This is a genomic window from Pseudomonas leptonychotis (assembly GCF_004920405.1).
In the GTDB taxonomy this organism is placed as follows: Bacteria; Pseudomonadota; Gammaproteobacteria; order Pseudomonadales; family Pseudomonadaceae; genus Aquipseudomonas; species Aquipseudomonas leptonychotis.
On sequence record NZ_RFLV01000001.1, the window covers coordinates 38,961 to 53,487 of the forward strand.

11 protein-coding genes are annotated in these 14,527 nt (G+C 59.4%); 9 read left to right on the forward strand and 2 right to left on the reverse strand.

Annotated features, from left to right (window positions below; translation table 11 throughout):
• The first annotated feature begins 41 nt into the window (after positions 1-41).
• From D8779_RS00245 to D8779_RS00255, 3 genes are all read left to right on the forward strand, one after another.
• Positions 42-2,555, forward strand: coding sequence for a penicillin acylase family protein (locus tag D8779_RS00245; protein WP_420875590.1), 2,514 nt, complete (start codon positions 42-44; stop codon positions 2,553-2,555).
• A gap of 361 nt (positions 2,556-2,916) precedes the next feature.
• Positions 2,917-3,744 (forward strand): ammonia-dependent NAD(+) synthetase, encoded by an 828-nt coding sequence (gene nadE / locus D8779_RS00250; protein ID WP_136662474.1) that lies wholly within the window; start codon positions 2,917-2,919, stop codon positions 3,742-3,744.
• Positions 3,745-3,875: 131 nt separating this feature from the next.
• Positions 3,876-4,979 (forward strand): AI-2E family transporter, encoded by a 1,104-nt coding sequence (locus D8779_RS00255; protein ID WP_136662475.1) that lies wholly within the window; start codon positions 3,876-3,878, stop codon positions 4,977-4,979.
• Positions 4,980-5,178: 199 nt separating this feature from the next.
• Here D8779_RS00255 and dcd read toward each other — a convergent pair whose 3' ends face one another.
• On the reverse strand, positions 5,179-5,745 hold the full coding sequence (gene dcd / locus D8779_RS00260; protein WP_136662476.1) for a dCTP deaminase: 567 nt from the start codon (positions 5,743-5,745) through the stop codon (positions 5,179-5,181).
• A 328-nt stretch (positions 5,746-6,073) separates the two neighbouring features.
• Here dcd and D8779_RS00265 point away from each other — a divergent pair, with 328 nt between their 5' ends.
• Positions 6,074-6,283, forward strand: coding sequence for a cold-shock protein (locus D8779_RS00265; protein ID WP_090242762.1), 210 nt, complete (start codon positions 6,074-6,076; stop codon positions 6,281-6,283).
• A 106-nt stretch (positions 6,284-6,389) separates the two neighbouring features.
• Here D8779_RS00265 and apbC read toward each other — a convergent pair whose 3' ends face one another.
• Positions 6,390-7,481: an iron-sulfur cluster carrier protein ApbC gene (gene apbC / locus D8779_RS00270; RefSeq protein WP_136662477.1), complete on the reverse strand. Its 1,092-nt coding sequence runs from the start codon at positions 7,479-7,481 to the stop codon at positions 6,390-6,392.
• Positions 7,482-7,673: 192 nt separating this feature from the next.
• Here apbC and metG point away from each other — a divergent pair, with 192 nt between their 5' ends.
• The 5 genes from metG (at position 7,674) to D8779_RS00295 (ending at position 14,505) form a co-directional block, all read left to right on the forward strand.
• A complete protein-coding gene (metG, locus tag D8779_RS00275; RefSeq protein WP_136664390.1) occupies positions 7,674-9,716 on the forward strand; it encodes a methionine--tRNA ligase in 2,043 nt (680 codons plus the stop codon).
• A 156-nt stretch (positions 9,717-9,872) separates the two neighbouring features.
• A complete protein-coding gene (rsxA, locus tag D8779_RS00280) occupies positions 9,873-10,457 on the forward strand; it encodes an electron transport complex subunit RsxA (protein ID WP_136662478.1) in 585 nt (194 codons plus the stop codon).
• The gene (rsxB, locus tag D8779_RS00285) at positions 10,454-11,029 is read left to right on the forward strand and encodes an electron transport complex subunit RsxB (RefSeq protein ID WP_136662479.1); all 576 of its coding nucleotides are present in this window, start codon (positions 10,454-10,456) and stop codon (positions 11,027-11,029) included. The genes rsxA and rsxB overlap by 4 nt, the downstream gene beginning before the upstream one ends.
• Positions 11,026-13,332 (forward strand): electron transport complex subunit RsxC, encoded by a 2,307-nt coding sequence (gene rsxC, locus D8779_RS00290; RefSeq protein WP_136662480.1) that lies wholly within the window; start codon positions 11,026-11,028, stop codon positions 13,330-13,332. The genes rsxB and rsxC overlap by 4 nt, the downstream gene beginning before the upstream one ends.
• Before the next feature lie 141 nt (positions 13,333-13,473).
• Entirely contained in the window at positions 13,474-14,505 is a 1,032-nt protein-coding gene (locus tag D8779_RS00295) for an RnfABCDGE type electron transport complex subunit D (protein WP_136662481.1), read from the forward strand.
• The last annotated feature ends 22 nt before the right edge of the window (positions 14,506-14,527 follow it).

The window sequence follows — 14,527 nt, forward strand, 5'->3', positions numbered from 1 at the left end:
CGCAAGGAGCCTGCTGAATGTTAGCGCGTGCGTTACGCCCCATGGCCCACCTCAGTCTCGCCGCCATACTGACGGCTGTCGTAGCGCTCAGCGGCTGCCAATCATTCTTGAACAGTCGCTACAGCGACAGCGTACCCCCAGACCAGGGCATCGTCCGGGTAAAAGGCCTGGCGCAAAGCGTGGTAATCCGGCGCAACCCTCTGGGCATGCCACTGATCGAGACCACTACTTTTCATGACGCCCTGTTTGCGCTGGGCTATGTGCATGCCAGTGACCGCCTGAGCCAGATGGTCGGCTTGCGCTTGATGGCCGAGGGGCGTCTGGCCGAAATGGCCGGCCCCGGCGTGTTGGAAATGGACCGCTTCATGCGCGCGGTCAACCTGAAAAAAAGCGCCGAGGTGCTCTATAGCAACGCCTCACCGCGGATCAAACGCTTCTTCGAAGTTTACGCACGTGGGGTTAACGCTTACCTATTCCGTTACCGCGACAAACTGCCGATGGACCTGGCCGAGTCCGGCTATCGCCCTGCGTACTGGAAAGCCGAAGACTCGGCGCTGGTATTCTGCCTACTTAATTTTGGTTTGGCGGTGAATCTGCAAGAGGAAATCGCATCCCTGGTGCTGGCGCAGAAGGTTGGCAGCGAACAACTCGCCTGGCTGTTGCCAACCTACCCCGACGAGCCACTGCCACTCGAAGAAGCCGCCAAGCTCAGCGGGCTCGACCTGAACGGCCAACTGGCCGGTTTGAGCGAGGTCAGCGCGGCCGTCAGCCAATTTGCCGACGCCCACATGCTCGGCGTGGCGGCGTCCAATAACTGGGCCTTCGCCCCCCAGCGCACGCGCAGCGGCAAAAGCCTGCTGGCGAACGACACCCACCTCCCGTTGTCGATGCCGTCGGTGTGGAATTTCGTGCAGATCCGCTCGCCGAAATACCAGGCAGCCGGCGTGTCCATTGCCGGCGTGCCGGCTATTGTCGCGGGGTTCAATGGCAAGCTCGGCTGGGGCATGACCATGGTCATGGGTGATAACCAAGACCTGTTTCTGGAGAAGACCAGGCGCCAAGGCAATCGCCTGCAGTACCTGGCCGACGGCAAATGGCTCAACGCCCAAGAGCGCCAGGAAACCTTCTTTATCAAGGGTCAGCGGCCAATCCGCGAAACCCTCTACGAAACCCGCCACGGCCCATTGTTGAACTCAGTGCTGGGTGAGCGTAAGCACATGCTACAACCACTGCAGATTGGCAGCGGTTTCGGCCTGGCACTGAAAACCACACAGTTCGAAGCAGACCAGACCCTGGATGCCTTCTTCAACCTGTCCCGCGCCCAATCGGTCGAACAAGCCTTCGAGGCCACGCGCGAGGTGCGCGCCATGCCGCTGAATATTGTGTTCGCCGATGCGCAGCATATCGGCTGGCAAGTCACCGGGCGCTTCCCTAATCGCCGTGCGGGCCTGGGGTTGATGCCCTCACCCGGCTGGGACAGCCAGTACGAGTGGGACGGCTTCGCCGACCCAATGCTGCACCCCTACGACCAGGATCCGCCGCAAGGCTGGCTGGGTACCGCCAACCACCGCACCGTACCGCGCGGCTATGGCATGCAGCTGTCCAACTCCTGGTTCTACCCCGAGCGTGCCGAGCGCATTGCCGAACTGGCCGCTACTGGCAAGCATGATAGCCAGAGCATGATTGCGATGCAGTACGACCAAACCTCGCCCTTCGTCGCCAAGCTGCAGAGCATGTTCAGCGCACCCGGCATGGCTGCCCCCCTGAAAGCGGCCATCGATGCACTACCAACAGCCGAAGGCATCAAGGCACGCGAAACCTACAGCCGACTGATGAAATTCGACGGCAAAATGGCCGCCACCTCCACCGACGCAGCCCTTTACAGCGCCTTTCTCTATCAGAGTGCGCGCGAGACCTTCCTCGACGAACTCGGCCCGGACAGCACGCCCGCCTGGAAGGCTCTTGTAGAAACCGCCAACAGCTCTTATTCCGCTCAAGCGGATCATTTGCTAGGCCGTGATGACAGTCCATTCTGGAATGACCGCCGCACCGCGCAGCGTGAAGACAAACCCGCCATCCTCGCGCGCAGCCTCGCCGGCGCCATCACGCTTCTGGAAAGCAAGCTGGGCAGCGAGCGCAGCGCCTGGCAGTGGGGCAAGCTGCACACTTATAACTGGACCACCGAGACCAGCCAGCTGGCGCAATATATGAGCCCCAGCCAGCGCACCAGTATCAATGCCATCAAGGGCTACCTTGACCGCGGCCCCTACCCAGCCGGCGGCGACCACGGCACGCTCAACGTAGCTGCTTATCAATGGGGGCAGGACTTCGATACCTGGCTGATTCCCGCCATGCGCATCGTCGTCGATTTCGGCCGCGAGGAACCGCTGATTGGCCTCAACAGCTCAGGGCAGTCTGGCAATCCCGCCAGCAAGCACTACGCAGACGGTATCGATGCCTGGCTCAAGGGGCAGTACATGACATTCCCCTTCCAGTCGCGAAACCTCGACAAAGCCTACGGCAGCAAACGCCTGCTGCTAATGCCAGATAAGTAAACGCTAAGCGACCGTTCGTCGGCAGACGCTGAACCAATGCTTAACCCACTGCTCTGAGTAAGTGGACTTACTCCATAGATCATCACTTTAGGGCGCTTTATAGCGCCCTTTCTTTTGCCTGCGATTTAGCTCACCACAGCGACCAACTGCCAGTGCATAGCCTGCTGCGAAATGACCTTGTACGTTCTTTGTGTCTACGTACCGCGCCTTTCGTAGCCTGCGCATGCAGCTCTAGCGTGCACTTTGCAGGCAGTTCAACGTAAGCTTTGTGCCTTGTGCTAACGCTTGATGCCGGATCGCCGGGTATTTCTGCCCAGCGCCCGCATAAGCCTTGTGTTCTGCTCCCTGTGAGGACGTTGAAATGAGCAACCGCCAAGCCGAAATTGCCGCCGCACTCGACGTGGTGCCCCCCTTTGCTGACGACGATGCTTTGGTAACCGAAGTTGAACGACGCAAGGCTTTTATCAAGCAGTGCCTACAGAACTCGGGGCTTAAAGTGCTTGTGCTAGGCATCAGTGGCGGCGTCGACTCCCTCACCGCAGGCCGCCTGGCCCAGTTATCAGTGGAAGAATTGCGCAGAGACACCGGCGATAACGCTTATCGCTTTATCGCCGTGCGCCTGCCTCACGGCACTCAGCACGACGAACAAGACGCGCAGGATTCGCTGAAATTTATTCGTGCCGATGAAGAAGATACGGTGAATATCGCAGGCAGCGTGACGGGCCTCGGCGAGCAAGTGACTCATCTGCAGAAGCTCAGCGATACCCGTCGCGACTTCGTCACCGGCAATATCAAGGCGCGTATTCGCATGGTCGCCCAGTTCGCCATCGCTAACGCCAACAACGGCCTGGTGATCGGCACCGACCACGCGGCAGAAGCGGTAATGGGCTTTTTCACCAAGTTCGGTGATGGCGCCTGCGATCTCGCCCCGCTGTCCGGCCTGGTCAAGGGCCAAGTACGCGCCATCGCCAATTACTTAGGAGCCCCAGAAAGCCTGGTATTCAAGGTGCCCACTGCCGACCTGGAAGAACTGCGCCCCGGCAAGCCGGACGAAGAGGCTCACGGCGTCAGCTACAGCGAAATTGATGCCTTCCTGCACGGCCTGGCAGTACGTGAAGAGGCCTATACCATTATCGTGCGCGCCTTTGATGCCACCCGACATAAACGCGAGCTACCGCTGGCACCCTGACAACAACGCTCGGCTTACCACGTATCGATATCCATGCCGCGAGTTGCAGCCCACGCACAGGCTAGGCTTTTCAACGAGCGTGCCTGGTGCTTGGGCCGGCCTGATATCACCACCCCACACAGGAAAACCGCATGACGCCGCCACCCACTGCGGAACAGATATCCACTCGCACGCTGCTTGATACCCTAATCCGTGCGGGCCTGGTCGCCGCGTTGATCGTGGCGTGTTTCGAAGTGTTCAGCCCGTTCCTCAGCCTGATGATCTGGTCGCTGATACTCGCCGTCACCCTTTATCCGCTGCACAACCTGCTCAAAATACACCTGGGCCGCAGCGATAGCCGCGCCGCCACGCTGATCGTGGTCTTGACTATTGCCATCCTGATGATCCCCATTTATCTACTGGGCACCTCACTGACTGAATCGGTGGAGACTGTCATAACCAGCGTGAAATCAGGCGCCGTACGCATCCCCCCATTACCCGACGCAGTTTCTCAGTGGCCATTGATTGGCCAGCCACTGCATGACGCTTGGGCGCAGGCTGCCACCAACCTGACGGGCGTTCTTCAGCACCTGGCGCCACAGCTCAAATACGTCACCCTGGGGCTGCTGAGTAAGATCGCTGGAATAGGCGTTGGCATGCTGGTGTTCATTGCTGCACTGATGACGGCGGGCATCATCATGGCCTACGGCGAGACGGGGCACCGCAGCGCCAAGCGTATTGCGGCGCGGGTTTTCGATCCGCAGCGTAGCGATAAACTGATTGACCTGTGCACCGCCACCATTCGCGCGGTGGCCCAAGGCGTGATCGGCATCGCTTTTATCCAGATGCTGCTGATCGGTGTTGGGTTCGTCGTCATGGGGATTCCCGGAGCCGGCTTGCTAGCCATCGCAATCTTGCTCCTGGGGATCATGCAACTGCCGGCTACGTTGATTACCCTGCCGGTCATCGCCTTTGTTTTCTTCACTGAAGGCGCCTCCATGGCCAGTATCATCTTTGCCCTCTACACCTTCGTCGCCGGCCTAGCTGATAACGTACTCAAGCCCATGCTGCTTGGCCGCGGCGTGGATGTGCCGATGCCAGTGGTACTGATAGGCGCGCTGGGCGGCATGGTCAGTGGCGGCATCATCGGCCTGTTCATCGGCCCGGTGCTGCTGGCCGTAGGCTACAAGTTGTTCTGGCAATGGATCGACACGCCGACATCCAATCCCGTACCCGTCTCGCCGACGGGCGAATAAACACCTGCATTTGTTATTTCGCAGCCACCCCAGGTGGCTGCGCAGGCCGGTGTTTCGACGCCTAATCGTCACCTCAGACAAATAGCCCCTTGAGCCAGCCGCGCATGGCAACACAAGCGGGGCCATGCAAACTGCCTGAGCCGCTATTGTGAGAAACGAAAAAGCCGAGCATAGCTCGGCTTTTTCGGTCTGGCGGTGATCAGGCCCTTGGCAGAGTCACACCCAGCTGCCCCTGATACTTGCCGCCGCGATCCTTGTAGGACACTTCACAGGCCTCATCAGACTGCAGGAACAACATCTGCGCCACGCCTTCATTGGCATAAATCTTCGCCGGCAAGGTGGTGGTGTTGGAAAACTCCAGGGTCACATGACCTTCCCACTCAGGCTCCAGCGGGGTGACGTTAACGATGATGCCGCAGCGCGCGTAGGTGCTTTTACCCAGACAGATGGTCAACACATCACGAGGAATACGGAAAAATTCCACGGTGCGCGCCAGGGCGAAGGAGTTCGGCGGAATAATGCAGACCGGGCCTTTGACATCCACAAAGCTCTTCTCATCGAAGTTCTTCGGGTCGACGGTGACCGAGTGGATATTGGTGAAGACCTTAAATTCATCAGCACAGCGCACGTCGTAGCCATAGCTGGAGACACCGTAAGAGATCAGTCGCTCTGCGCCTTCGGTGCGCACCTGGCGCTCAACGAAAGGCTCGATCATGCCGTGCTCTTGGGCCATGCGGCGAATCCACTTATCCGATTTGATGCTCATGGCGGGTTTCCTGCTGAGTAGACGAGACGATGAAAAAGTGAGCGCATCTTACCGGTGCAGGCCACAGGGTTCAAAGGCTCTTACACGCGTAGCGGGCACAAACCGGCAAACCTGCGAGCTGTCGGTAAATAACATAAAGATGCACAGAGCATTCGCGCTTAGCGCGAAAATCAAGTAATGTGTCGCCCACTGTCTGCATGTGTCACCGCGAATCGCTACATGATGCCTAGATTTCGATCCAAACATCGTCCGACTCCTAGTACTCGTTGCACTCAGTCCCGGCCTGGGCTTTTCCAGGGCTGTTAATAAATTTGTTAGGAGACATAACATGTCGAATCGTCAAAATGGCACCGTTAAGTGGTTCAACGATGAGAAAGGCTACGGCTTTATCACTCCTCAGTCTGGTGACGACCTGTTCGTACACTTCAAAGCTATCCAGAGCGATGGCTTCAAGAGCCTGAAAGAAGGCCAGGCAGTGACTTTCGTCGCTACCCGCGGTCAGAAAGGCATGCAAGCTGAGGAAGTTCAGGTTGTATAACCTGCACTAACCCGCTTGATAAAAAGCCCCGCCAAGTGCGGGGCTTTTTTGTGGGCGCTGATTTTATTGGCACACCAAGGGCGCATTTACATGCGCCCTTGGTCATTCAGTCTTCGCTGATTTCGATATTCGGCATGGCCTGATGAGCTGCACCTTGAGCAATTCGTGCGCCTACAGTGCGTGCAGTCTCTTGGTAAATCATCGCAATCTGGCTTTCTGGATCAGCAATGGTAGTCGGCTTGCCGCCGTCTGACTGCATACGAATGGCCATCGACAGCGGCAATGAGGCCAGCAGATCAACACCAAACTGCGCCGCCAGTTTCTCGCCACCGCCCTCGCCGAACAGATGCTCGGCATGACCGCAATTCGAGCAGATGTGCACAGCCATATTTTCCACCACCCCCAGCACCGGGATATTGACCTTGCGGAACATCTCCACGCCTTTTCTGGCATCCAACAGAGCCAGATCCTGCGGCGTGGTAACGATTACCGCACCGGCCACTGGCACCTTCTGCGCCAGCGTCAGCTGGATATCACCCGTACCCGGCGGCATGTCCACCACCAGGTAATCCAGGTCATCCCAGGCGGTCTGGGTAATCAGCTGCAGCAGCGCACCGGAAACCATCGGCCCGCGCCACACCACAGGCGTATTCTCATCGGTGAGAAAGGCCATGGACATCACTTCCACACCATGGGCCTTGAGCGGCACAAACCACTTCTGATCCTTCACCTCTGGCCGCGTACCATCAGGGATGCCAAACATAATGCCCTGGCTCGGCCCGTAGATATCAGCATCGAGAATGCCGACCTTGGCCCCCTCGCGCGCCAGCGCCAGCGCCAGGTTGGCCGCGGTGGTAGATTTACCCACACCACCCTTGCCCGAGGCCACCGCAATCACATTTTTCACATTGGCCAAGGCCGGGATCTGTTCCTGCGCCTTGTGCGCCTCGATCACACAGTCGACCTGCACCTGAGCACGCTCAACGCCCTCAAGGTTCTCCAGCGCCATCTGCAGCATCTGCGCCCAACCGGTTTTAAACAGCCCCGCGGCGTAACCCAGCTGCAAACGCACTGTGACCTGGCCACCTTGAATATCCACCTCACGCACGCAACCGGCGCTGACCGGGTCCTGATTTAGATGCGGATCAGTGTATTGGGACAAGGCGGCTTCGACCGCTGCGCGGGTAACGACACTCATGGAAAGCTCCGAAAGGCTGAGTAAAGCAGGCAAGCATGTTACCTCAGGGCGGCAGTTGAATCAGCGCGACGGCTCCTGATCGACCTTCGCAGCACTTAAAGCCGCCTAAGGGTTACTGGCGCAAGGATGAAAAATATCCGCTGGCGCTATATAGTTGCCGGCTTCCCTGAGTTACCAGTGCAGCCGATTCCCATGAGCGAAGCCCGCAAGATTCTTGTTACCAGCGCCCTGCCCTATGCCAATGGTTCGATCCACCTTGGCCATATGCTCGAATACATCCAGACCGACATGTGGGTGCGCTTCCAGAAACTGCGTGGCAACCAAGCCATCTACGTCTGCGCCGACGATGCGCATGGCTCGGCGATCATGCTGCGCGCGGAAAAAGAAGGCATTACCCCCGAACAGCTGATTGCCAATGTGCAGGCTGAACACACCGCCGACTTTGCCGACTTCGGGGTGAACTTCGATAACTATCATTCGACCCATTCGGATGAAAACCGCGAACTGTCTGCGGCCATCTACCTGAAGCTGCGTGATGCCGGGCATATCGCCACCCGCTCGGTGACCCAATATTTCGATCCCGAAAAAGGCATGTTCCTCGCTGACCGTTTCATCAAAGGCACTTGCCCGAAATGCGCAGCCGAAGACCAGTACGGCGACAACTGTGAGAAGTGCGGCGCTACCTACGAGCCCACCGAGCTGAAGAACCCACGCTCGGCGATCTCCGGTGCTGTACCTGAGCTGCGTGATTCCAAGCACTTCTTCTTTAAGCTGCCCGACTTCGACGCCATGCTGAAAAGCTGGACGCGTGGCGGTGCACTGCAAGACGCGGTCGCCAACAAAATCGCCGAGTGGTTAGATTCCGGCCTGCAAGAATGGGACATCAGCCGCGATGCGCCTTATTTCGGTTTTGAAATACCCGACGAGCCAGGCAAATACTTCTACGTTTGGCTGGATGCACCGATCGGCTACATGGCCAGCTTCAAAAACCTCTGCGCGCGTACGCCCGAACTGGATTTCGATGCGTTCTGGGGCAAAGAGTCGAGCGCCGAGCTGTACCACTTTATTGGTAAAGACATCGTCAATTTCCACGCCCTGTTCTGGCCCGCCATGCTCGAAGGCGCGGGCTACCGCAAGCCAACCGCAGTGTGCGTGCACGGTTACCTGACGGTTAACGGCCAGAAGATGTCCAAGTCGCGCGGCACCTTTATCAAGGCGCGTACCTACCTGGACCACCTCAACCCCGAATACCTGCGCTATTACTACGCAGCCAAGCTGGGCCGTGGCGTGGACGACCTTGATCTGAACCTGGAAGACTTCGTGCAGAAGGTCAACTCAGACCTGGTCGGTAAGGTGGTCAATATCGCCAGCCGCTGCGCCGGCTTTATCCACAAAGGCAACAATGGTCTGCTGCTGGCTGGCAACATTGCACCCGAGCTGACCGAAGCCTTTGATGCGGCCACACCGGCTATCGCCGAAGCCTATGAGAGCCGTGACTTTGCCCGCGCCATGCGCGAAATCATGGCACTGGCCGATCGTGCCAACGCCTGGATCGCTGACAAAGCACCGTGGTCGCTGAATAAGCAGCCAGGCAAAGAAGCTGAGGTACAGGCCATCTGCGCACTGGGCGTGAACCTGTTCCGCCAGCTGGTGATTTTCTTGAAGCCTGTCCTGCCGCAGCTGGCCAAAGACGCCGAAGCCTTCCTCAATGTCGCGCCCCTGACCTGGGACGATCATAAGTACCTGCTGGCCGACCATCAGCTCAACCCGTTCAACGCCCTGCTCACCCGTATCGAACCAGCGAAAATCGAGGCCATGATCGAAGCGTCCAAAGAAGACCTAGCGGCCAGCGAAGCGGCACCTGCCGCTCAAGGCAATGGCGAGCTGGTTAAAGATCCACTGGCCAGCGAGATCGCTTTCGACGCCTTTGCAGCGGTTGACCTGCGCATCGCCCTGATCGAGAAATGCGAATTCGTTGAAGGGGCCGACAAACTGCTGCGCCTGACCCTGGATATCGGCGACGCCAAGCGCAACGTGTTCAGCGGCATCAAGAGCGCCTACCCGGACCCAAGCAAGCTGGAAGGCCGCCTGACCCTGTACGTGGCCAACCTGGCGGCGCGCAAGATGAAGTTCGGCATCAGCGAGGGCATGGTGTTGGCGGCAGGCCCTGGCGGCGAAGAAATCTACCTGCTTAGCCCCGACAGTGGTGCCAAACCGGGCCAGCGGGTTAAGTAAACCGCTACGAAGGATCAGCGCAGCCAGGCGCTCTGGCTGCGCTAGCCTTATGCCAACACCTCAGGAACGCTGATCCGGCTTGTATGGCCGCATCGGCTTACCGATAATAAGCACCCTTTTCCTGCGGCCTTTGCCCGTCCATTAACGGAACCTGCAATGACCGAACTCGCCTTGATCATGGTCAGCGCCATCCTGGTTAACAACTTCGTGTTGGTCCAGTTTCTTGGCCTATGCCCGTTTATGGGCGTTTCGAAGAAAATCGAAACGGCCATTGGCCTGTCGCTGGCCACCACCTTCGTGCTGACCCTGGCCGCCATGTGCAGCTACCTGGTGCAGCAGTACGTGCTCAAGCCGCTGGATATCGAATACCTGCGCACCATCAGCTTTATTCTGGTGATTGCCGTGGTGGTGCAGTTCACCGAAATGGTGGTCAACAAGACCAGCCCGCTGCTCTATCGCGTACTGGGTATCTTCCTGCCGCTGATTACCACCAACTGCATCGTGCTTGGTGTGGCCCTGCTTAACGCCAACAAGGCCGAGTTCACTTTTATTACCGCCACCGCCACCGGCTTTGCCGCCGGCCTGGGTTTCTCGCTAGTACTGGTGCTGTTCGCCGCCATGCGTGAACGCATTGCCATCGCTGACGTACCCAAGTCCTTCCAGGGTGCTGCCATCGGCATGATCACCGCCGGGCTGATGTCCCTGGCGTTTATGGGCTTTAGCGGGCTGATCAAGCTATGAGCCTGGTGCTGATCGCTGTTCTCGCGCTGCTCGCCCTGTGCCTGGTAGCCGGCGCCATCCTCGGTTTCGCGGCCATACGTTTCAAGGTCGAAGGCAACCCGATTGCCGAACAGATCAACGCCCTGCTGCCGCAAACCCAATGCGGCCAATGCGGCTACCCCGGCTGCAAGCCCTACGCCGAAGCGATTGCCGGCGGCGACAAGATCAACAAGTGCCCGCCTGGCGGTGAGTCGACCATTCAAGCGCTGGCTGATTTGCTCGATGTAGAAGCCGAACCGCTGGACGCTGTGGAAGGCGAGAAGCCGCAGATGGTTGCCTACATTCGCGAAGCCGAATGCATCGGCTGCACCAAATGCATCCAGGCCTGCCCAGTGGACGCCATCGTCGGCGCGGCCAAGCAGATGCACACGGTAATCGTCAGCGAATGCACCGGCTGCGACCTGTGCGTAGAGCCCTGCCCAGTGGACTGCATCGACATGCTTGAGGTCGGTAGTACGGTACAAAGCTGGAAGTGGGAAAAACCCCTGGCACCTGGCCAACTGATTGCCAGCGACCGGGGGCAAGCCGCATGAGCGACCTGAACCATGCTGACGCTTTGAAAATCTGGAACATCCCGGGCGGCATTCACCCCGCCGAATGCAAAGCGCTGTCCAACCGCACGCCGATTCAGCCAGCACTACTGCCCAAACAGTTGACCCTGCCGCTCAATCAACACATTGGCGCACCGGCCGAGCCGGTAGTGACCGTGGGTGAGCGCGTACTGAAAGGCCAATTGATCGCCGCGGCCAATGGTTTTGTCAGCGTGCCGCTGCACGCACCGACCTCCGGTACCGTGAGTTTTATCGGCCCACAGCCTTACCCCCATGTATCCGGCATGCTCGCCCCCGCTATCGTCATCGACAGCGACGGCTTAGACGAGTGGTGCGCACTCACGCCTTGCCCGGACTATCAGCACCTCGACAACAGTCTCCTGGCTGAGCTGATTCGCCAGGCCGGCATCAGCGGTATGGGCGGGGCAGGCTTTCCCACAGCGGTCAAACTCAACGCGCGGCCGACGCAAAAAATCCACACCCTGATCATCAACGGCACCGAGTGCGAGCCCTATATCACCGCCGATGACGTATTAATGCGCGAGCGTGCGAGCGCGCTGATCTCGGGTATCGACATCCTGGTGCAGCTGATTCAGCCACAAGACGTGCTGATCGGCATCGAAGACAACAAACCCGAAGCCGTCGCTGCCGTGCGCGCCGCACTCGATGGGCACCGCTATCAGCTCAAAGTGTTCCCGACCAAATACCCCTCAGGCGGCGAGAAACAGCTGATCCAGATTCTCACCGGCGTGGAAGTACCCTCCGGCGGCTTACCGGCTGATATCGGCATGCTCTGCCAGAACGTCGGTACCTGCGTGGCGATTCACGACGCCGTGGTCCACGGTAAGCCGCTGATCTCGCGCATCACCACCCTCACCGGCGAAGCGCTGGCGCAGCCGATGAACGTCGAGGTGTTGCTGGGCACACCCGTGAGCGAGCTACTGGCGTTTGCTGGCCTGGATCAAGGCAAACTCAACCGCCTGATCATGGGCGGCCCGATGATGGGCTTTACCCTGCCCGATTTCGCCGTGCCGCTGATCAAAACCACCAACTGCCTATTGGCCGCTACCGACGCCGAACTACCCGCGCCGCCGCCTGCCATGCCGTGCATTCGTTGCGGTGAGTGCGCCGAAGCCTGCCCTGCCAGCCTGTTGCCGCAGCAGCTGCACTTCTTCGCCATCGGCCAGGAGCACGAGCAGCTTAAAGCGCACAATCTGTTTGACTGCATTGAATGCGGCGCCTGCGCTTATGTCTGCCCTTCCAGCATTCCACTGGTGCAGTACTACCGCGCGGCCAAGGGCGAGATTCGCGACCTGGAGCAGAAACAGCTTAAGGCCGAACAATCCAAGCAGCGTTTCGAACTGCGTCAGGAGCGCCTGCGCCGCGCCGAAGAGCAGAAGGAAGCCGATCGCCAGGTTCGCGCCGCCAAAGCCGCCGCAGCCAAGGCCGCCCAGGCTGCAGCCGCTGAGTCCGGCGACGCGGCAGCCGCCGCGAAACCTGCAGGCCCAACTGATGAGCAGAAGAAGCTCAAGATCGAAGCCAGCATGGCCCAAGTCGCCCTGAGAAAAGCCGAAAAGCAGCTGGCCGCGCATGCCACGCCTGAGCTGCAAGCCCAGGTTGACGAGTTGCGCAGCGCCGCAGTAACCGCGCAGCAAGCACTGGACGCCGCCATGGCCGCCAACCCGCCAACACCGGTGGCTGCCGCCGCACCCGCTGCGGACGATGGCGCATTGAAGAAAACCAAAATCGACGCCGCCATGCTCCGTGCGCAACTGCGCAAGCTGGAAAAGTTTGAAGAACCCACCAGCGAGCAGCAGGCCGAGCTGCAGCAACTGCGCACTCAGCTAGAAGCCGCAGAAAAGCTGCTCGCCAGTTTGCAAGCCGAAGCCCCATTCGCCCCCGCTAAACCCACAGAAGCCAGCGCCGTCGATCCGCTGAAAAAAGCCAAAATCGAATTGGCCATGAAACGTGCAGAACTGAAGAAAGCCGAAAAAGCCGAAAGCGACGAGGCGACACTCAACGCGTTGCGCGCAGCATTGGCCCAGGCCGAGCAAGCCCTGCATGACGCCGAGGCTGCGTCCAACAAGCCTGCGTCGGAACTGGTACGCACAGACAAAAAGCCGATTGACGAGGCCACCCGCGCACTGAAAACCGAAGTCGCCTTCGCCCGCGCCGACCTGCGCAAGCTGGAGCGTGACGACAGCAGCGCAGCGGATGCACTGACAGCGGCCCGCCAACGCTTGGCCGATGCCGAACAGCAACTGGCGGAGCACCAGAGCGCATAGATTCGTAGGCTGGGTTAGCCGCAGGCGTAACCCAGCGAAGGCAGCGTGGCTGCCATAACCACTGGTTTTAACGACCAGCCGGCGGGTTAAGTCGCACAGCGCCTAACCTGCCCTACAACAGACTGTTCAACCGGAGCGTCAATGGTCCTGCCCCGCATCACCTCGCCCCATGCCAAGGGCAACAACCGCACTCAGCAAGTGATGCTGCACGTGCTGCTGGCGGCTGTACCGGGCATTTTGGCCATGACCTGGCTGTTTGGTATCGGCACTTTGATCAACCTGCTGTGGGCCAGCGCATGCGCCCTGGGTTTCGAGGCCGCCATCCTGGCGCTGCGCAAACGCCCAGTGGTTTTCTTCCTCAAGGATTACAGCGTACTGGTCACCGCCGTGCTGCTGGCCCTGGCGTTGCCGCCTTACTCACCGTGGTGGCTAACCCTGGTGGCCACTGGTTTTGCCGTGATATTGGGCAAGCAATTGTATGGTGGTCTTGGCCAGAACCCTTTCAACCCGGCCATGCTCGGCTATGTAGTGGTACTGGTGTCCTTCCCAGTGGAGATGACCTCCTGGCCAGCGTCACACAGCGTGGGAATGCTCGAAGGCTTACAGCAGATTCTCGGCATCGCCCATCTGCCGGACGGCTGGGCCCAGGCCACTGCATTGGACGCATTGAAGATCAACAAAAGCCTGACCATCGACGAGCTATGGGCGCAGAGCCCGGCATTCGGCCGTTTTGGCGGCGCAGGCAGTGAAGCGGTCAACCTGGCCTTCCTTGCCGGCGGTCTGTACCTGCTGCATAAACGCTTATTCACCTGGCATGCCCCCGTCGGCATGCTCGCCGCCCTGGCGGTGATGAGCCTGGTGTTCTGGAATGGCTCGGGCTCGGATTCGCACGGTTCGCCACTGTTTCACCTGCTCACCGGTGCAACCATGCTGGGGGCCTTTTTTATCGTCACCGACCCCGTTAGCGGTGCCACCAGCAACCTTGGCCGCCTTATTTTCGGAATCGGCGTCGGTGTGCTCGTCTATGTAATTCGCGCCTGGGGCGGCTACCCAGATGCGGTTGCCTTCGCCGTGCTGCTGATGAACCTCGCCGCCCCCACCATCGACTACTACACGCGCCCGCGGACTTACGGCCACCGTAAGCCGACTCGCGGCTTCAAGTTGGGAGAGTGACCGTGGCCCTGCCTGAAATTAG